The organism is Pseudomonas sp. HY7a-MNA-CIBAN-0227 (genome assembly GCF_040310325.1).
GTDB lineage: Bacteria > Pseudomonadota > Gammaproteobacteria > Pseudomonadales > Pseudomonadaceae > Aquipseudomonas.
Genome location: NZ_JBEOPT010000004.1, coordinates 123,161 through 140,204 on the forward strand (window position 1 = coordinate 123,161; position 17,044 = coordinate 140,204).

17 protein-coding genes and 2 pseudogenes are annotated in these 17,044 nt (G+C 60.3%); 7 read left to right on the top strand and 12 right to left on the bottom strand.

Annotation, left to right across the window (positions count from 1 at the left end; genetic code table 11):
* Nucleotides 1-116: 116 nt before the first annotated feature.
* The 3 genes from AAEZ06_RS08640 to AAEZ06_RS08650 form a co-directional block, all read right to left on the bottom strand.
* Entirely contained in the window at nucleotides 117-470 is a 354-nt protein-coding gene (locus AAEZ06_RS08640) for a DUF1493 family protein (protein WP_149413865.1), read from the bottom strand.
* A 137-nt stretch (nucleotides 471-607) separates the two neighbouring features.
* On the bottom strand, nucleotides 608-1,201 hold the full coding sequence (locus AAEZ06_RS08645; RefSeq protein ID WP_350613885.1) for a putative adenosine monophosphate-protein transferase Fic: 594 nt from the start codon (nucleotides 1,199-1,201) through the stop codon (nucleotides 608-610).
* On the bottom strand, nucleotides 1,201-1,371 hold the full coding sequence (locus tag AAEZ06_RS08650) for a YhfG family protein (protein WP_003236014.1): 171 nt from the start codon (nucleotides 1,369-1,371) through the stop codon (nucleotides 1,201-1,203). The genes AAEZ06_RS08645 and AAEZ06_RS08650 overlap by 1 nt, the downstream gene beginning before the upstream one ends.
* A gap of 175 nt (nucleotides 1,372-1,546) precedes the next feature.
* Between AAEZ06_RS08650 and AAEZ06_RS08655 the strand changes: the two genes are divergently transcribed.
* From AAEZ06_RS08655 to AAEZ06_RS08665, 3 genes are all read left to right on the top strand, one after another.
* The gene (locus AAEZ06_RS08655) at nucleotides 1,547-2,722 is read left to right on the top strand and encodes a tetratricopeptide repeat protein (protein ID WP_350613888.1); all 1,176 of its coding nucleotides are present in this window, start codon (nucleotides 1,547-1,549) and stop codon (nucleotides 2,720-2,722) included.
* A 254-nt stretch (nucleotides 2,723-2,976) separates the two neighbouring features.
* Nucleotides 2,977-4,914: a RecQ family ATP-dependent DNA helicase gene (locus tag AAEZ06_RS08660; RefSeq protein ID WP_350613890.1), complete on the top strand. Its 1,938-nt coding sequence runs from the start codon at nucleotides 2,977-2,979 to the stop codon at nucleotides 4,912-4,914.
* A gap of 23 nt (nucleotides 4,915-4,937) precedes the next feature.
* On the top strand, nucleotides 4,938-5,369 hold the full coding sequence (locus AAEZ06_RS08665; protein WP_350613892.1) for an acyl-CoA thioesterase: 432 nt from the start codon (nucleotides 4,938-4,940) through the stop codon (nucleotides 5,367-5,369).
* On the opposite strand, the pseudogene AAEZ06_RS08670 reads toward AAEZ06_RS08665, so the two are convergent.
* The 5 genes and pseudogenes from AAEZ06_RS08670 to AAEZ06_RS08690 form a co-directional block, all read right to left on the bottom strand.
* A pseudogene (locus AAEZ06_RS08670) lies at nucleotides 5,358-5,442 on the bottom strand (outer membrane lipoprotein carrier protein LolA); the annotation flags it as partial. The gene AAEZ06_RS08665 and the pseudogene AAEZ06_RS08670 sit on opposite strands and share 12 nt — an antisense overlap.
* A 33-nt stretch (nucleotides 5,443-5,475) precedes the next feature.
* Nucleotides 5,476-5,955 carry a glycine zipper domain-containing protein gene (locus AAEZ06_RS08675; protein ID WP_133103054.1) on the bottom strand — a complete coding sequence of 160 codons (480 nt, stop codon included), beginning with the start codon at nucleotides 5,953-5,955 and terminating at the stop codon, nucleotides 5,476-5,478.
* Nucleotides 5,956-6,246: 291 nt separating this feature from the next.
* Nucleotides 6,247-8,595, bottom strand: coding sequence for an FdhF/YdeP family oxidoreductase (locus tag AAEZ06_RS08680; RefSeq protein WP_350613895.1), 2,349 nt, complete (start codon nucleotides 8,593-8,595; stop codon nucleotides 6,247-6,249).
* Nucleotides 8,592-9,431, bottom strand: a complete 840-nt coding sequence (gene fdhD, locus AAEZ06_RS08685; RefSeq protein WP_149413859.1) for a formate dehydrogenase accessory sulfurtransferase FdhD — start codon at nucleotides 9,429-9,431, stop codon at nucleotides 8,592-8,594. The genes AAEZ06_RS08680 and fdhD overlap by 4 nt, the downstream gene beginning before the upstream one ends.
* A 93-nt stretch (nucleotides 9,432-9,524) precedes the next feature.
* On the bottom strand, nucleotides 9,525-10,412 hold the full coding sequence (locus AAEZ06_RS08690; RefSeq protein ID WP_149413858.1) for a LysR family transcriptional regulator: 888 nt from the start codon (nucleotides 10,410-10,412) through the stop codon (nucleotides 9,525-9,527).
* A gap of 132 nt (nucleotides 10,413-10,544) precedes the next feature.
* Between AAEZ06_RS08690 and lysM the strand changes: the two genes are divergently transcribed.
* Both lysM and AAEZ06_RS08700 read left to right on the top strand, forming a co-directional pair.
* On the top strand, nucleotides 10,545-10,985 hold the full coding sequence (lysM, locus tag AAEZ06_RS08695; protein WP_350613898.1) for a peptidoglycan-binding protein LysM: 441 nt from the start codon (nucleotides 10,545-10,547) through the stop codon (nucleotides 10,983-10,985).
* A gap of 23 nt (nucleotides 10,986-11,008) precedes the next feature.
* A pseudogene (locus AAEZ06_RS08700) lies at nucleotides 11,009-11,098 on the top strand (outer membrane lipoprotein carrier protein LolA); the annotation flags it as partial.
* On the opposite strand, the gene yrfG reads toward AAEZ06_RS08700, so the two are convergent.
* Entirely contained in the window at nucleotides 11,097-11,759 is a 663-nt protein-coding gene (gene yrfG / locus AAEZ06_RS08705; RefSeq protein ID WP_350613900.1) for a GMP/IMP nucleotidase, read from the bottom strand. The pseudogene AAEZ06_RS08700 and the gene yrfG sit on opposite strands and share 2 nt — an antisense overlap.
* A gap of 87 nt (nucleotides 11,760-11,846) precedes the next feature.
* Here yrfG and nudE point away from each other — a divergent pair, with 87 nt between their 5' ends.
* Entirely contained in the window at nucleotides 11,847-12,413 is a 567-nt protein-coding gene (gene nudE / locus AAEZ06_RS08710; RefSeq protein ID WP_149413855.1) for an ADP compounds hydrolase NudE, read from the top strand.
* Entirely contained in the window at nucleotides 12,410-13,246 is an 837-nt protein-coding gene (gene cysQ, locus AAEZ06_RS08715; RefSeq protein WP_149413854.1) for a 3'(2'),5'-bisphosphate nucleotidase CysQ, read from the top strand. The genes nudE and cysQ overlap by 4 nt, the downstream gene beginning before the upstream one ends.
* Before the next feature lie 130 nt (nucleotides 13,247-13,376).
* On the opposite strand, the gene AAEZ06_RS08720 is transcribed toward cysQ, so the two are convergent.
* The 3 genes from AAEZ06_RS08720 to AAEZ06_RS08730 are packed head-to-tail and all read right to left on the bottom strand — an operon-like array spanning nucleotide 13,377 to nucleotide 17,044.
* Nucleotides 13,377-13,832 carry a thioesterase domain-containing protein gene (locus AAEZ06_RS08720; protein WP_149413853.1) on the bottom strand — a complete coding sequence of 152 codons (456 nt, stop codon included), beginning with the start codon at nucleotides 13,830-13,832 and terminating at the stop codon, nucleotides 13,377-13,379.
* Nucleotides 13,833-13,856: 24 nt separating this feature from the next.
* Nucleotides 13,857-15,239, bottom strand: a complete 1,383-nt coding sequence (locus tag AAEZ06_RS08725; RefSeq protein ID WP_350613903.1) for a sigma-54-dependent transcriptional regulator — start codon at nucleotides 15,237-15,239, stop codon at nucleotides 13,857-13,859.
* A complete protein-coding gene (locus tag AAEZ06_RS08730) occupies nucleotides 15,236-17,044 on the bottom strand; it encodes a sensor histidine kinase (protein ID WP_149413851.1) in 1,809 nt (602 codons plus the stop codon). Before AAEZ06_RS08730 ends, AAEZ06_RS08725 begins: the two co-directional genes overlap by 4 nt.

Sequence of the window (17,044 nt, forward strand, 5' to 3'; positions counted from 1 at the left end):
CGTCCATGTAGGGTCCTTAATTGTAGGCGCGAGCTTGCTCGCGAAGGTCGTTAACGATAACGCGGGCTTCCAGGTTTAACGCGGCGTTCTCAGGTTGTTCGCGAGCAAGCTCGCTCCTACAGGTTTTCCAGGGTTTGCGTGTCCCAGCGTTGAGTCTTGATTGCCAGATAGAGCATGCCGATGGTCAGCGCGATTTTGTCGCCGCGGCCTTTCGCTCGGTGTTTCAGGAATACGTCGAAGACGGGAGGTTGGAAGTAACGATAAGCGTCGTAGTCGTTCAGGTCGACGGCGAAGTCTTGCTCCAGCGCTTCCATGAACTGTTTGGCTTCGACGCCATCGCAACCCAGATCGAGATTGATGGCGGTTTCAAGGCGCAGGGTCTTGTGTTCGGGCAAGCCGATTTCTTCGTGCAGCAGTTGCAGGAGCTGCTGCATGGCGGCGTCTTCGGGGAAGTTGGGGGCCAGGTTCATGGTGGGCACGCGAGAGTGGGTGGGGATGACTGACTTTATCGATGGGGCTGAGGTCCTTCAAACGAAACAAGTCAAATGTGGCTGTTCAATAGGCGTTCGCTTGACGGCCTCAGCGGTGGTTAGTTGACGGTCGAGGGCTAATGCGGCGAACTGATACACCGCTCAAAAATCGCCTCCAGTCCCCGGTAATCACACGCCACCGCATCAATATTCGCGGGTATCCACGCGGCATTTTTCACCAGCCACCAGTTCACCGAAAACCCAGCATTGACGATGATTTGCTCGAACAGAATCCGCTGCGCCCGGCCATTGCCTTCGCGAAAAGGATGAATGACGTTGAGGTCGCCGTAGGCTTCGGCGATGCGGGACACCAGCTCGCCTTGGCCGAGGCCAATGAACCAGTTGGCCTGTTCCATCTGCCGGATGATTTTTGCCGCTTCGGGCGGGATGCGTTCCGGGGTGCAGAACAGGGTGTCGCCTTTCTGAATGTTGACCGTGCGCAGTGCACCGGCCCATTCGTAGATATCGCCGAACAGGATGCGGTGGATGTGTTGTAGCCGTTCAAGGTCGTAGGGCGGCGGGTAGAGGGGGAGGCTGCCGACGGCAATTTCGGACAATTCCCGCTCGGCCTGGTGCAGACGCTCTTCATCGAACAAGTCGAGGCGGTTACGCAGGACGCTGCTATCAGGGTAGCAGTACGGGTCCAGGCCCACCCCATATTTGTCGAGCATCAGCGTGGGGTGTTGCGGTACTTGGCGAGGACGGCTTCGCGGGTCGGCAGGGGTTTGTCGACATCGGCGGGTTGGGTGTCGAACCCTTCCAGGCGCAGGCTAGCCAAGTAGTTGGAACGGCGGATCTTGTGGTAGTGATCCTGCTTTTGCTCAAACGTCAGTTCGCTCATCACAGCGTTCTCCAGGGTGGCAAGGCTAGAGTGTAGCGCAATGCGTCCGGGCGTAGGCGGGATAAAAACCATGTCACATTTTGCATAAAATTCCGGCAAAACCCCTGAATTCAGCGTACGTTCCACCGCGAAATCTTACAGGACGTTTCCGTCCGCATCTTAAAGGGAGTTAAGCATGGGTTTGCTTCGTGTCACTTCGGCGATGTCATTGTGCGTGGCCGCGTTTTCGGTTCAGGCTGAGCAATTGCCAATTGAAGTGCTCAGTGCGGTGGTCAAGGACCAGAAAATTGACGACGCCCAAGTGCTGCTGCAACGCAACGGCGCGCAGAACGTAGTGGGCCGCACCAACGCTCAGGGCCAAGTCACCCTGACCAGCGAAGCCGCTGATGACGCCAGCAACCTGCTGATCATCAAGAAGCCCGGCTACTCCAACCTGGTGGTCAAGTGCCCGTGCAAGGGCATGACCTATGCCGTAAGCCCAGTGATGGAAAACCTCGACGGCTTGCGCGTGGTGCTGACCTGGGGCAGGACTCCAGCAGACCTCGATTCCCACATGATCTTCCCTGGCAACAACATCTACTTCCAAAGCAAGACCGGTACCGACGCCGAACTGGATGTGGACGACACCGACAGCTACGGCCCGGAAACCATCACGCTGCAGAAGAAGCATTACGGTGAAAGCTATGTCTACGCCGTGCATGACTTCACCAACCGCGGCAACCCAGGCTCGCGCGAACTGTCCGACAGCGAAGCCAAGGTATTTGTGTACATGGGCCAGTCGCTGGTGCGCACTTACTACGTGCCGCAAAAGCGCAGTGGCAACCTGTGGACCGTGTTCCGCATGACCGGCAGCGGCGACTTCCAGGATATCAACACGTTCAGCGGCGTAAATGTCGACGCCGAGAACGTACTCAACGAAGTCAAGCCGCTGCTGGATGACAGTGTGGCGGTCGATGCGGTGGTGGTGAGTTCCTCGGCCCAGGGCGATGCGAAGAAGCTGAACACCAAAGGCGAAGCAGCCTACCAGGCCGGTAACCTGGACCAGGCGATTGACTACTTCCGTCAGGCCATCGAGCTGAACAATTCTTACGGTCAAGCCTACGGCAACCTCGGCCTGGCCTATCAGAAAGCCGGCAACACTGCCGAATCGATCTGGGCCAACCGCAAGGCGATTGCCCTGGCCAGCGGTCCTACAGCGGCTACGGTGCGTGCAGGCTCCTACTACAACATTGCGCGGATTTATGAAGCGGCTGGGCAGTTCGCCGATGCGTTGCGTCACTACCAGTTGGCCAAGGAGCAGAAGGCCAATCCGGTGTATGACAAGGCGATCGAGCGGGTGCAGAACCGCTGATTGAGCTGTAACGCAGCGATATCCACAACGCGCCCTTTGGCGCGTTGTTCATTTCTTACACGGTAAATTGCTTATTCCTGCAACACTTGTCCAATCATCCCGATTCGGCCCAAGGCCACCCCGTACCCTGTGTATTATCTTGTCTCTTTTTTCTGCGACCTTTCTCGATTCGCCGAACGTGCTGGGCTATGTTTTCGAGCTATGTTTTCGAACTGTATTTTTGCCTCGTTCAGCGGTCAATGGAGTGACAGCGTATGTACAACACCCTCCAACAGGTCTTTGGTTATCCACAGTTTCGTTTGGGCCAGGAGGCAGCCGTCAGTGCCGTGCTGGCTGGCCGTTCGGCTGCGGCGATTTTCCCCACCGGCTCCGGCAAGTCTCTTTGTTATCAGCTGTCTGCCGTGTTGTTGCCACACCTGACGTTGGTGGTGTCGCCGCTGCTGGCGCTGATGCAAGACCAACTGGGTTTTTTGCAGCGCCACGGGATTTCGGCTGGCAGTATCGACTCGGCCCAGAGCCGCGATGACGCCAATGACGTAATGGCCCGGGCGCGCTCGGGCGAGCTGAAGATCCTGATGGTTTCCGTGGAACGCTTGAAAAACGAGCGCTTCCGTAATTTCCTGCAAACCGTGCCGATCTCGCTGTTGGTGGTGGACGAGGCTCACTGTATTTCCGAATGGGGCCATAACTTTCGCCCGGACTACTTGAAGCTGCCGGACTACCAGCGCCAGTTCCGCATCCCCCAGGCGTTGCTGTTGACCGCCACGGCGACGCCCAAGGTGATCGCCGACATGCAGGCCAAGTTCGCCATTGCGCCGGAGGATGTGATCACCACGGGCTTCTACCGACCCAACCTCAATCTGCTGGTGGAGCCCGTCGCCGGTCAAGACAAGCGTCGGCGCTTGGTGACGTGGATGAAGGAGCGGGCCAATCAGCCGAGCATCGTCTATGTCACCTTGCAAAAAACCGCCGAGCAGATTGCCGAGCATTTGAACCGCAACGGCATCCAGGCCGAGGCTTATCACGCGGGTTTGCCCCACGATAAGCGCGAGGGTATCCAACGACGGTTCATGGGCGGCCAGTCCAATTGCATCGTCGCCACTATCGCTTTCGGCATGGGCATCGACAAGAGCGACATTCGCAACGTCGTGCACTTCGACCTGCCCAAATCCATCGAGAACTACAGTCAGGAAATCGGTCGTGCCGGGCGTGATGGGCAGCCGTCTGACTGTCTGGTTTTGGCCAACCGTGACAGCCTCAATATTTTGGAAAACTTCGTGTACGGCGACACGCCAGAGCAGGAAGGCATTCGCTGTGTACTGGAGGAACTGCTGGCAGCCCGTGGTGATGGGCAGTGGGAGTTTTTGCTCAGGTCACTTTCGGACCACAGCAACATTCGCGAACTGCCGCTCAAGACCTTGTTGGTGCAGCTTGAACTCAAGGGTTTGATCGCCCCGCGCTACGCCTTTTACGCTGAATACCGCTTCAAGTATCTGGTGGAGCCCGAGGCATTACTTGCGCGTTTTTCCGGCGAGCGGCAGCAGTTTGTCTCGGCGATTATCCAGGTCTGCAAAAGGGCTAAAACCTGGGCGACGGTGGATTTCGACGCGCTCTATCAACAGCATCAAGCCGAGCGAAACCGGGTGGTGACGGCCCTGGATTACTTCCAGGAACAGGGTCTGATCGAGCTGGAAAGCAAGCAGATGACCGAGGTCTACAGCCTGCTGAATACCGATTTTGATCCACAGGCCCTGAGTGCGCAACTGCACGCCGGCTTCAAGCAGCACGAGGCCACGGAGGTTGCGCGGATCCACGCGATGCTGGATCTGTTCGCTACCGACCGCTGCCTGGGCTATCGCCTTGCGCAGTACTTTGGTGACGAAAAAGCGCCCCAGCAGTGCGGGCATTGTTCGGTCTGCCACGGTCAGGTCGCGCATTTACCGGAGCCGCCAAGCCTGCCGCCGCTTGTGGATAAAAACTTCCAGGGGCTGTGCGGCGATTTTATCCACAGGCATCATCAGTACAACGGCCACTTGCCCGGAGCCGAACGGTTGACGCGTTTTTTGTGCGGTATCAGCGTACCGCTATTTACCAAGCTGAAGGCGAGAGGGATTCCAGGTTTTGCTGCGCTGGAGGAATATCCTTATGCCGCTGTGCGGGAATGGGTCGAGACTCATTTGAATAGCCTGTAAAACCACTTTCCTGAGACTTGCCCATGTCCGACTCAATGCCCCAGCGCGCCGATTACTGTCACTTCCAGCTGATCATTACCCGTTGGCACGACAACGATGTGTATGGCCATGTGAATAATGTCACCTACTACAGCTTTTTCGACACGGCAGTGAATACCTACCTGATTGAGCAGGGCGGGCTGGATATCCATGACGGAGAAGTGGTGGGGTTTGTGGTGAGCTCGACCTGCGATTATTTCGCCTCGATTGCCTTTCCCGACCGGATCGAGATTGGGTTACGGGTGGGCAAGTTGGGCAACAGCTCGGTGCAGTATGAGTTGGCGGTGTTCAAGGCCGGTGAGGACGAGGCCTGTGCGGCGGGGAGATTTGTGCATGTGTTCGTGGATCGGGCGTCGAATCGGCCGGTGACGATCCCGCAAGCGCTGCGAGGTGCGTTACAGCGCTTGGTACTGTAGGAGCTAGCTTGCTCGCGAAAAACCTGAGAGCACAGTGGGGTGTCAGGTTTCCATCGTCATCGTTGACGACCATCGCGAGCAAGCTCGCTCCTACTGGGGGAAGGCCTTAGCGGTGACGGGAGTGATGCTTGTTCTTGCGATGCCCATACGCATGACCACGGCCACGATGATCATCGCGGTCATAGCGACGGTTGTCGCGACCGCGGTAACCGCGGTCGTCGTCATCGCTCTTGTTACCCATATAGTTGCCCAGCGCGCCACCGGCGCCACCGCCTGCGGCCGCGCCGATCAGGCTGCCAGTGCTGCCGCCGACACTGCGGCCGACCACGTTGCCGCCCGCTGCGCCTAGTGCGCCGCCAATGGCTGCTTCGCCACGGCTGCGTTTGTCTGCGCCGACCGCACTGCCGCCTGCGCCGCCGAGGGCCGCGCCGATTGTCGAACCGGTGTTACCACCCAGCTGCTGGCCAACGACCGAACCGAGTACCCCGCCCAATGCGCCGCCCACACCGGCTTCGGTGGTGCCACCGGCCATGGCTGCGCCACTGACCAGGCCAAGGGACAACAAGAGAATCGAGGAGAACTTCATAGGGGAACCTCAAGAGGATGACGGCGCGATCCTGAGGCCGTATCGGGCTGGTGACAATGGGTATCCGACCAATGACACGAGTTGTATACAATAATCTAACTTGCTGTTTTATATGGGGAACTTAAGTCAATTTTGCGAGTCTGTAATTACTTCGGAACGGCCGCTTTTATGCAAAAGCGGCCTTTTTTATGCCCAAAATTCGGGCTGCTTGAGGGCGGCGGTGCTGCCCGCGTAGCCTTGCTAAAACTCGACAATTGCTACGAGGGAGTTGCAGCCGCTTGCCATATTGCATTAGGCGGATTTGGCCATGATCAATCCTGTCGCACTGGCCGCTTCCAATCGAATCGCCACAAACTTCGACGTCGGCGTATGGCTGCCATCCCCGGTGCTTTCCAGCGGCACCAGCGGGTTTACTTCCGGGTAGTAAGCCGCCGCCTGCCCAGCGGGAATATCAAATGCCAGCAGGGTGAAACCCTTGACCCGACGTTCACGACCGTCATCCCAGATCGACACGATATCGGCCTTCTGCCCTGGCTTGAATCCCAGGCGGATGATATCGGCTTCGTTGACGAACAGCACGTCACGCTGGCCCTTCACTCCACGATAACGGTCATCAAGGCCATAGATAGTGGTGTTGTACTGATCGTGGGAGCGCATCGACTGCATGATCAGGTCCGGCAACTGCCCGGTGGCGCGGGTGCGTTCGTGCACCAGGTCCTTGGGCAGGATGTTCGCGCGAAAGTTGGCGCGACCTGATGGCGTGTTCCAGCGACGGGCGCCGGCGCTGTTGCCCAGGTAGAAGCCGCCTGGGTTTTTCACTCGCTCGTTGAAGTCCTTGAAGCCAGGGATGGTGTCGGCAATCAGGTCGCGGATGCGGCTGTAATCGGCCACCAGCCAGTTCCAGTCCACCGGTTTGCTGCCCAGGGTAGCGGCGGCGATACCGGCGAGAATCGCCGGCTCCGAGCGCATCTGTTTGGACAGCGGCTGCAACTGGCCGTTGGAGGCGTGGACCATGCTGAACGAGTCTTCCACCGTCACCGCCTGCGGGCCATCGGCCTGGATGTCGATGTCGGTGCGGCCGTAGCACGGCAGGATCAGCGCTTCCTTACCGTGAGCCAGGTGGCTGCGGTTGAGTTTGGTACTGATCTGCACGGTCAGGTTGCAATTGCTCAGGGCCTGGAAGGTGCGCGGACTGTCTGGCGTTGCTTGAGCGAAGTTGCCGCCCAGGCCGATAAATACTTTGGAGCGACCGTCGAGCATGGCGTGAATTGCTTCCACCACGTTGTGGCCGCTTTCACGGGGAACCTTGAACTGGAAGCGCCGCTCCAGGGAATCGAGGAACGCCACCGGTGGCCGTTCGTTGATGCCCATGGTGCGGTCGCCCTGCACGTTGCTGTGGCCGCGCACCGGGCACAGGCCCGCGCCTGGGCGGCCAATGTTGCCGCGCAGCATCATCAGGTTGGCGATTTCCTGGATGGTCGGCACCGAGTGGCGATGCTGGGTGATGCCCATGGCCCAGCACATGATCACCTTCTTGCCTTTGGCGTACATGCGCGCCGCTTGCTCGATCTCCACCAGGGTCAGGCCGGATTGCTCGACGATTTCCTCCCAGGAGGTATCGTCGATGCGCCCCAGGTATTCGAGGATATTGGCCGTGTGTTCGTTGAGGAAGTCGTGATCGAATACCGCTTCCTTGCCTTCGGCCTGGGCCTGGCGCTCCCACAGCAGCAGGAACTTGGCCATGCCTCGCAGGATCGCCATGTCGCCGCCCAGCGCCGGACGGAAATACACGGTGTTGGTCGGCTTGTCGCCGTTGGTGAGCATTTCCAGCGGGTGTTGTGGGTTTTGGAAACGTTCCAGGCCGCGCTCTTTGAGCGGGTTGATGCACACTACCTGTGCGCCGCGCTTCACCGCTTCACGCAGCGGCTCCAGCATCCGCGGATGGTTGGTGCCAGGGTTCTGGCCGAGGACGAAAATTGCATCGGCATGTTCGAAGTCGTCGAAGGTCACAGTGCCTTTACCGACGCCCACACTTTGCGCCAGGGCCACACCGCTGGCCTCATGGCACATGTTCGAACAATCCGGGAAGTTGTTGGTGCCATAGGCGCGCACGAACAGCTGGTACAAATAAGCTGCCTCGTTGCTGGCCCGGCCTGAGGTGTAGAACTCGGCCATGTCCGGGCTTGGCAGCGCCTGCAGGTGCTTGCCGATCAGGTCGAAGGCCGATTCCCAACTGATGGGCTTGTAACGGTCGGTCTCGGCGTCATAGCTCATCGGCTCGGTCAGGCGGCCCTGATATTCCAGCCAGTAGTCACTTTGCTCCAGCAGCGAGCTGACGCTGTGCTTGGCGAAGAACGCGCTGTCGACCCGGCGCTTGGTGGCCTCCCAGTTGACCGCCTTGGCGCCGTTTTCGCAGAATTTGACCATGCCACTATCCGGCGAGTCACCCCAGGCGCAGCCAGGGCAGTCGAAGCCGCCGTTCTGGTTGGTCTTGAGCATCATGCGCAGGTTTTTCAGCGCGTTGTCACTGGTCAACCAGGCCTGTGCCACGCTGATCAATGCGCCCCAGCCGCCGGCCGGGCCTTTGTAAGGCTTGTAGCGCGGGGTTGGGGTTTGGTCGGCTTGATGATGAGTGCTCACGCTTGATTCTCCATCGCAGGGCTGTAGACCCGCGGCGCACTTTTCTGCGGCAGGTGGATGAGATTGAGGTTGTGCCGGCGGGCCCATTGCAGGGCCAGGCCGGTGGGCGACGATAGGCTGACCAGGGTCTGGATGCCGGCGCGCAGGACTTTCTGGATCAGTTCGAGGCTGCAACGACTGGTGACAATAGCCACGCCGCCGACGGTTGAGATGTTCTGGCGGATCAGCGCGCCGATCAGCTTATCCAGCGCGTTATGCCGGCCGATGTCCTCACGACCCAGCAGCAATTCGCCCTGGCCGTTCATGAACACCGCCGCATGCACCGCGCCGCTGTATTGGCCCAGGGGCTGGAAGGCGCTGATGCGCTGGCGCAGCCCGTCGAGCCATGCGGCAGGCGGCAAGGGCGCGCCGGGCAGCACCTTAAGGTCTGGCAGCGCCTGCTCCACCGCTTCCACGCCACACAGGCCGCAGCCGCTGGTACCGGCCAGTTGCCGGCGTTGCTGCTTGAGGTTCCAGAAGGCGCGGCTGGAGATCTGTACCTGGGCGTACTGGGCCGAGCCTGCACCGCTGAGTTTCAGGTCATAAATATCGCTGACGTCGGCAATGATGCCGCTACCGAGGCTGAAGCCAACAATAAAGTCTTCAAGGTCGGTGGGCGTAACCAGCATGACCGCCTGGCTGATGTCGTTGTAGGCAATCGCCAGCGCGACTTCCTCGGCCAAGGCGGTGCTGGCTGATTCGGTGTGTTCGAGATTGCTGTATTGATAGCTCTGGCTGGCGGCGGGCGCTGGTATTTCGAGAGCGGGCGCCGCGCAGGCTTGGCGCTTGGCGTTCATGGGTCATACCTGCGGACTGTTCAGTACTAAGACTAGGCGCGACAAAGAGTCGCGTCTAATCGTCAGTACTGATCTACCGATAGATGACGTCGATCAGGGTTCCAGCAGCGATTTCTGGTAAAGCGCGAAACAGGCTTCCGCCAGGGCGGAGCGTGGGGCGCTGCGGCGCATGATCAGGCCCAGGTTCGCCAGGGTCTGGGCATTTTCAATGGGTTGCAGGCGCAGGTGTTCAGTCAAGGCGTCCAGGCCTCCGTCCAGTGGCATCACCGCGCAACACAGGCCACCGTGTACCGCTTGCAGCAACTGATGGACAGCATCGGTTTGCAGCAACGGTTGTGGCGTGAGGCCACGGCTGTGGAAGTTGTGGTCTATGGATTGGCGAAAATGCATGCCGCTGGTGAGCATGCCCAGGGGCAATTCGATCAGCGATTCCCAGCTCAGGGGTTTTTCACCGAAGCTGAAGAAACGCTGGTCGTAAAGCAGGCCCATGCGTGTTTCGCCCAAGGCCAGGGAGTCGAAGCGTTCGCTGTCCAGGCGTTCCAGGTACGACACGCCGAGGTCCAGGCGATTGCTCGCCAAGTGTTCGAGGATCTGTTCCGAACTCAAGGCCGACAGTTCAAAGCGCAGGCTGGGGTGTTGCTTGTGCAGCTGTTGCATCAGGGCCAAGGGATCGAAACTCGACAATGGCACCACGCCCAGGCGTAGCGTGCCTACCAGGTTGCCACGGCAGGCAGCCGCTTCGGCCTGCAAGCCGTCATAGGCCGCCAGCACTGTGCGCGCCCAGGCCAGCACGCGCTCACCGGGGGCGGTAAAGCCTTCGAAGCGCTGGCCGCGATTGACCAGTGGCAGCTGTAACTCTTCTTCCAGGCTGCGCAGGCGCATCGACAACGTGGGCTGGGTAATGTGGCAGCGCGCGGCCGCCTGACCGAAGTGACGAGTTTCGTCGAGGGCGATGAGGAATTTCAGTTGTTTGATGTCCATCTTCGCTCCAGTGCTTATTCCAATGGCTGGGGGATTCTAGCGCGTTTGGGTCATTGGTCGGACTGGAACCAAGGTCTGTAAGACTGGTCTAGTCTTGGGCATCTGGAAATCAAAACCCAAGGAGAGCGCACCATGAGTATTTTTAGCTTTGTTAAAGAAGCAGGCGAGAAGTTGATTGATCTGTTGACGCCGGGTAATGCGAACGCGAGTGAGCAGTTGAAAGACCACGTCGCCAAAGTTGGTCTGGGGAGTCCGAATGTGCAGACCACGGTTGATGGCGACAAGGTGTCCGTAACGGGTGAAGTCGCCAGTCAGGAAGAGAAAGAAAAGATCCTGTTGGCGCTGGGTAATATTGCCGGTGTGGCCAGTGTGGATGACCAGATCACCGTTTCTGGTCCGGTAGTTGCTGCGGCCCGCTTTGTTGTGGTGAAAAAGGGCGACACGCTGAGCGCGATCTCCTTGGCGGTGTATGGCAACGCCAACCAGTACAACAAAATCTTCGAGGCCAACAAGCCGCTGCTGTCCCATCCGGACAAAATCTATCCTGGGCAGACGCTGCGTATTCCTGAGTAAGCAGTACCCCTGTAGGAGCGAGCTTGCTCGCGAAGGTCGTCAACGATAACGCGGGAAGCCTGACGCCCCACGTCGTTCTCGGGTTTTTCGCGAGCAAGCTCGCTCCTACAGTTACAGTCCGACAATCAACTCCCGATAATCCCCCACCGCCGCAAACTCCGCCGTGTCTTTAGGCCCCTTCCGGCTGTCCGGCTCTTTCACCGCCAGCAAATACCCCACGCCAAAATCCCGAGCGCTGCGCAAGATCGGCAAAGTGTCGTCGATAAACAGGCTACGGGCCGGGTCGAAGGCGATGTCTGCTTGCAGGGCATCCCAGAACTGCGGGTTTTCCTTGGCGAAACCATAGTCATGGGAGCTGATCAGCCGTTCGAAATACGGCGCCAGCTCAATGCGTTCCAGTTTCAGCGACAGTGAGTCGCGGTGGGCGTTGGTGATCAGGATCACGCGTTTTCCGGCCTGTTTGATCGCTGCCAGAAAGGTGTCGGCATCCGGGCGCAGCGCGATCAGATGGGCGGTTTCCAGTTTGAGTTCGCGCACCGGAATGTTCAGCTCGGCGCTCCAGAAGTCCAGGCAATACCATTGCAACTGACCAGCGTTACGCTCGAACAACGGCTGCAGCTCCATCTCGGCCATGGCCCGGCTCACGCCATGCAGGTCGGCATAGCGCTGGGGCAGGTGCTCCATCCAGAAATGGTTGTCAAAATGCAGGTCCAGCAAGGTGCCGTCCATGTCCAGCAGGACGGTGTCGATGGCGTGCCAGGGCAATGGGGGCATGGAAAGCTCTCATGTAAGTAAAGACATCCGACACAGACAATCGGAAAAGCCACGGTATAGTAACCCGATCACGCCAAGGAGCCGCTTATGCGCCAGAAACCCACCGTCCTCGCCCGCGAAATCGTCGCCAGCAGCCGTTTGTTCCGGGTGGAGGAAGTGCAATTGCGCTTTTCCAATGGCGTGGAACGTACCTACGAGCGCCTGGTGGGCAAAGGCGCTGGGTATGGCGCGGTGATGATCGTGGCGATGATCGATTCTGACCATGCGCTGTTGATCGAAGAGTACTGCGGTGGCACCGACGAGTACGAATTGTCCTTGCCCAAGGGCCTGATCGAGCCGGGTGAAGACGTATTGGCAGCGGCGGACCGGGAGCTTAAGGAAGAAGCAGGTTTCGGCGCCCGTCAGTTGGAACACCTGACAGAACTGTCGCTGTCCCCCGGCTACATGAGCCAGAAAATCCAGGTAGTGCTGGCCACTGACCTGTATGAAGAGCGCCTGGAAGGCGACGAACCCGAGCCGATGCGCGTGGACCGGGTTAACCTGCGCGAGCTCTCACAGTTGGCGCAAAACGAGCAGTTCAGCGAAGGCCGTGCCCTGGCCGCGCTCTATCTGGTGCGAGACCTGTTGACCCAACGAGGAGCGTTCCAGCCATGAGCGAACTGTCCCTGGGTCACCCGCTTATTGCTCCTGTGATTGAATTGGCCCGCCAGGCGGGCGAAGTGATCCTGCCGTATTGGCGTGCCGATGTAGCCGTGACCAACAAGTCCGATGATTCACCGGTGACCGCCGCTGATCTGGCCGCTCACCATCTGATTCTCGCTGGGCTGACCGCGCTGGACCCGAGCATTCCAGTGCTCTCGGAGGAAGACGCCGACATCGACCAGAGCGTGCGTGCCGGTTGGCAGCGCTGGTGGCTGGTGGACCCGTTGGATGGCACCAAGGAGTTCATCAGCGGCAGTGAAGAATTTACCGTCAATATCGCCTTGATCGAACAAGGCCGGGTGGTGTTTGGCGTGGTGTCGATTCCCACCAGCGGCCGTTGTTATTTCGGCGGTGCCCGCCTTGGGGCCTGGCGCTCTGATGTGAATGAAGCGCCCAAGCAGATTCAGGTGCGCCAGATGCCTGCGGCGGGTGAGGCGTTTACCGTGGTTGCCAGCCGCCGCCATTCCAGTCCCGAGCAAGAGCGCTTGCTGGCTGGATTGAGCGAAGGACTGGGGGAGTTGAAGCTGGCCAATATCGGCAGCTCGCTGAAGTTTTGCCTGTTGGCCGAAGGCTCCGCCGATTGCTACCCGCGCCTGGCACCGACCTCGCAATGGGATACCGCTGCCGCCCAGGGCGTGCTGGAGGGGGCGGGTGGTGAAGTGCTGGAGTTGAATGGCCAGCCGTTCAGTTATCCAGCGCGGGAATCGCTACTGAACCCGTTTTTTTTGGCGTTGCCGGCGAAGGCCGCGTGGCGCGAGCGGCTGTTGACCCTGGCTAGCCTGTAGCGAGGGGGACGCCTAGTTCGTGCTCGCGAAAAGCCCGAGGGTGCCGCGTTACCCACAAGCACGCGTTATCGTTGACGTCCATCGCGAGCAAGCTTGCTCCTACAAGCGCCGTTGTGTGGCAAGCCTGCGTTTAGCGGTGAAGGACATATTGGCCAGTGAAGGCGACGGCACGCTCTTCACTGCCGTCATTCACAATCCACGTCTGCAGCGCCAATCGCGCCCGCCCATACCGCCGATACGTCGCCACAAAGCGCTTCCACACCTTTTCCTCCGGCGCTTGGCAAATCACCGTCGCATCCCGAGTGACGGGCAACGGATAACTGATCTGCCCTTCCTGAATCACGATGTGTCCGTCCTCGATCCCTTCCTCACGCAATTGCAGGTGCAGCCAACCCCAGCCCGCCAGCACGGCACCGCAGTAGAGACTGCCGCCGAACATGGTGCTTTTGTGGTTGATGTTGGCTTGTAACGGCAAGTGCAGTTGCAGTTGCCGGCCCTGCCAGCCGAGCACCTTGAGGCCCATCTCCCGCGTAAGGGGAATGTCGTGGTGGAGGATCGATTCCAGGTAACGGCTATCGCGACTCATGGGTGCCTCTTGGCAAAGTGAAGGTTATTCGTCGTCCGCACTGCTGTTGCCGCTGTCGGCGAAGCTCAGCCCGTGCTTGCGCAGTTTGTCGTGCAGGGTTTTGCGCGGCACGCCAAGGGCCTCGGCGAGGCTGCGCATGGAACTGTGGGGACGGGCCAGTTCGGCGGTAATCAGGCTTTTCTCGAAGTGTTCGACTTGCTCACTCAGGCCACCGGCCGTCATCGCAATGCCCGCCGCCGGACCGTCCGGCGTATTGTCCAGCGCCAGTTCCAGGCCCAAGGCGAAGCGTTCGGCGGCATTTTGCAGCTCCCGTACATTGCCCGGCCAACTGTGGCGCAGCAGCAAGGCGCGCTGGCCCGGTTGCAACTCATGCAGCGGCAGGCCATGGCGAGTGCTGGCCTCGTCGGCGAAGTGCTGGAATAGCATTAACGCATCTTCGCCGCGCTCGCGCAGGGGCGGAATGCGCAGCGACGCGACGTTGAGGCGATAGTACAAGTCGGCCCGAAAGCGCCCCTGATCGGCCGACTGGCGCAGGTCTTCCTTGGTGGCGGCGATGATGCGGATATCCAGCGGGATTAGTTGATTGCCCCCCAGGCGCTCCACCACCCGTTCCTGCAACAGCCGCAGCAGTTTGACCTGCACGTCCAGGCTCATGCTTTCGATTTCATCGAGAAATAGCGTGCCACCATTGGCAAATTCGAACTTGCCGATTCGTCGTTTTTGCGCACCAGTAAATGCGCCTGGTTCATGACCAAACAACTCACTTTCCACCACCGACTCGGCCAGGGCTCCGGCGTTGATCGCTACAAACGGACCGGCACGGCGGTTCGACAGATCGTGCAGGGCGCGGGCTACCACTTCCTTGCCGGCGCCGGTTTCGCCAAGGATCAGCACGTCGGCCTTGGTCGCCGCCAGCGCCCCGATCTGTTCGCGCAGGCGCAGCATCGGTGCCGATTGCCCGACCAGTCGCGTGCTCAGTTGCTGGCGATCGCTCAGGGCCAGGCGCAGGCTGCGGTTGTCCAGCACCAGCCGGCGCAAGGCCAGGGCGCGGCGCACGCTGTCGAGCAGGGCGTCGCTGGCGAAGGGTTTTTCGAGGAAATCGTAGGCGCCGGCACGCATGGCCTGGACCGCCAGCGGCACGTCGCCGTGGCCGGTGATCAGCAGCACCGGCAACTCAGGGTCCTGGCCGTGAAGTTCGGCCAGCAGCTCAAGACCGTCCATGCCTGGCATGCGGATATCACTGACCACCACTCCCGGCCAATCTCGGGACAAGCGCGAGGTCAGGCCCGTGGCTTCGCCAAGGGGCAGGACTTTCAGCCCGGCCAGGTCCAGGGTCTGGCACAGGGCCTGACGCAGGTGCGGATCATCGTCGATCAACACCACCTGAATCTGGTTATCGATACTCATACACTGCGGTCCTCGGACGGTTGCAAACTGACGCCCGGTGCTCCGGCGCGCAGTTTCAAGGTTAACAGTGCGCCACCTTCGCGGTGGTTGGCGAACAGCAGTTCACCGCCAAAGGCGCGCATCAGCGTGTCACAGATCGCCAGGCCCAACCCCAGGCCCTGGGTGCGGGTCTTGGTGGTGTAGAAAGGCTCGCTGGCGCGGCCCAGGGCTTCCATGCAGAACCCCGGGCCGTTGTCGCGAATGTACAGGTTGACGCCCTGGTCGGTGGATTGGGCACTCAACCACAATTTTCGCGGCGGGCCTTTTTCGGTTAGCGCATCGAGGGCGTTGGCCAGCAGGTTGCCCAGCACCTGGCGCAGCCGCGTTTCCCCGGCCTCCACCCACAAGGTCGCCTCCGGCAAGTCGCGGATCAACTCGACTTCCATGGCTCGTCTGCGTTTGGCTAGCAGCGCCAGGGCGTCGTCCAGGGCCGGTTGTAGGGCCACGCTTTCTGGCGCATGGCGGTCACGCCGAGCAAAGGCACGCAGATGGGCAATGATCGAGGCCATGCGCCCGGTCAGTTCACTGATCAGCTTGAGGTTACCTCGGGCGTCGTCGGTGCGCTGGTGATCGAGGAGAATTTCGGCGTTTTCCGCATAGCTGCGAATGGCCGCCAGCGGCTGGTTGAGTTCATGGCTGATGCTCGCCGACATGGTGCCCAGCGCTGACAGTTTGCCGGCCTGCACCAGGTCATCCTGGGCGCGCACCAGCTTCTGCTGCGCGTGCTCACGCTCCAGCACTTCCTGTTTGAGCCGTCGGTTGAGACCTTCCAGGTCGCTGGTGCGCTCGATCACGCGCATTTCCAGTTCGCGGCGGGCCTTGGCTTCGAAGGCGATGCGTTCCAGGTAGTGGCGACGGCGCTGCATCATCAGGCCGAGCAAGAGCATCAGCACCAGCAACGCCGCGCCCCCGACCGCAACGACAGTACGCACCGGGCGGTCGATCAACGTGCGTGGGGCGAGGATTTCAACGTTCCAGCCGGTTTCGGCGATTGCCGTGGATTGCCGCAGCCAGGCATTGGGATTGAGGTTCAGTGGCTGCGGGTCACGGGTAGGGTAGGGCTGGATGGCGATGATGGCTTGGCGCTCCGCATCGGTCAGCGGCCGGGTAGCACGAAAGCGCCATTGTGGGCGCGAGGTGAGAATCACCACGCCGTTGTGGTCGGTCACCAGCAATTGCTCCGGGGTCTTGCCCCAGAGGCTTTCGGTGTGGTCCAGGTCGACCTTGACCACCAGCACGCCGATGATGGTTTCACCGTCGCGCACAGCAGCAGCGAAGAAGTAGCCGCGCTTGGCCGAGGTGGTGCCCAGGCCGAAGAAACGGCCCAGGCGCCCGGCCATGGCTTCGCTGAAGTAGGGGCGAAAGGAGAAGTTGCGACCGACGAAGCTGTCTTGCTTGTCCCAGTTTGACGCGGCCAGGGTCTTGCCGGTGGTGTCCATCAGGTACATCACTTCCACCCCGGCCTGGGCGGCGACGTCCTTGAGCAGCAGGTTGGCGCTGACCAGGTTGGTGCTGACGTGGGGCGCGTCGAGGGCAGTACGCAGGGCTGGCAAGTCGCCAAGGATCTGCGGTAACACTTCGTAGCGGTGCAGGGTGCCCAGCAGGTTGGCGACGTACAGGTCGAGGGTCTGACGGTTCTGCCCGGCCAATTCGCTACGATAGTAGCGCTCGGCCAAGTGCTCCAGCGGCCACAGTAGCGGCGCCAGGCATAGCGCCAGCAAGGCCAGGCTACGCCAGCGGGGTCTTCGCGCAAGGGGTGGGGTCAT

What these genes read in the sequence shown, in the direction of transcription:
- AAEZ06_RS08640 (WP_149413865.1), bottom strand. Translation starts at nt 470, where the DNA reads ATGAACCTGGCCCCCAACTTCCCCGAAGACGCCGCCATGCAGCAGCTC.
- AAEZ06_RS08645 (WP_350613885.1), bottom strand. Translation starts at nt 1,201, where the DNA reads ATGCTCGACAAATATGGGGTGGGCCTGGACCCGTACTGCTACCCTGAT.
- AAEZ06_RS08650 (WP_003236014.1), bottom strand. Translation starts at nt 1,371, where the DNA reads ATGAGCGAACTGACGTTTGAGCAAAAGCAGGATCACTACCACAAGATC.
- AAEZ06_RS08655 (WP_350613888.1), top strand. Translation starts at nt 1,547, where the DNA reads ATGGGTTTGCTTCGTGTCACTTCGGCGATGTCATTGTGCGTGGCCGCG.
- AAEZ06_RS08660 (WP_350613890.1), top strand. Translation starts at nt 2,977, where the DNA reads ATGTACAACACCCTCCAACAGGTCTTTGGTTATCCACAGTTTCGTTTG.
- AAEZ06_RS08665 (WP_350613892.1), top strand. Translation starts at nt 4,938, where the DNA reads ATGTCCGACTCAATGCCCCAGCGCGCCGATTACTGTCACTTCCAGCTG.
- AAEZ06_RS08675 (WP_133103054.1), bottom strand. Translation starts at nt 5,955, where the DNA reads ATGAAGTTCTCCTCGATTCTCTTGTTGTCCCTTGGCCTGGTCAGTGGC.
- fdhD (WP_149413859.1), bottom strand. Translation starts at nt 9,431, where the DNA reads ATGAACGCCAAGCGCCAAGCCTGCGCGGCGCCCGCTCTCGAAATACCA.
- AAEZ06_RS08690 (WP_149413858.1), bottom strand. Translation starts at nt 10,412, where the DNA reads ATGGACATCAAACAACTGAAATTCCTCATCGCCCTCGACGAAACTCGT.
- lysM (WP_350613898.1), top strand. Translation starts at nt 10,545, where the DNA reads ATGAGTATTTTTAGCTTTGTTAAAGAAGCAGGCGAGAAGTTGATTGAT.
- yrfG (WP_350613900.1), bottom strand. Translation starts at nt 11,759, where the DNA reads ATGCCCCCATTGCCCTGGCACGCCATCGACACCGTCCTGCTGGACATG.
- nudE (WP_149413855.1), top strand. Translation starts at nt 11,847, where the DNA reads ATGCGCCAGAAACCCACCGTCCTCGCCCGCGAAATCGTCGCCAGCAGC.
- cysQ (WP_149413854.1), top strand. Translation starts at nt 12,410, where the DNA reads ATGAGCGAACTGTCCCTGGGTCACCCGCTTATTGCTCCTGTGATTGAA.
- AAEZ06_RS08720 (WP_149413853.1), bottom strand. Translation starts at nt 13,832, where the DNA reads ATGAGTCGCGATAGCCGTTACCTGGAATCGATCCTCCACCACGACATT.
- AAEZ06_RS08725 (WP_350613903.1), bottom strand. Translation starts at nt 15,239, where the DNA reads ATGAGTATCGATAACCAGATTCAGGTGGTGTTGATCGACGATGATCCG.
- AAEZ06_RS08730 (WP_149413851.1), bottom strand. Translation starts at nt 17,044, where the DNA reads ATGACCCCACCCCTTGCGCGAAGACCCCGCTGGCGTAGCCTGGCCTTG.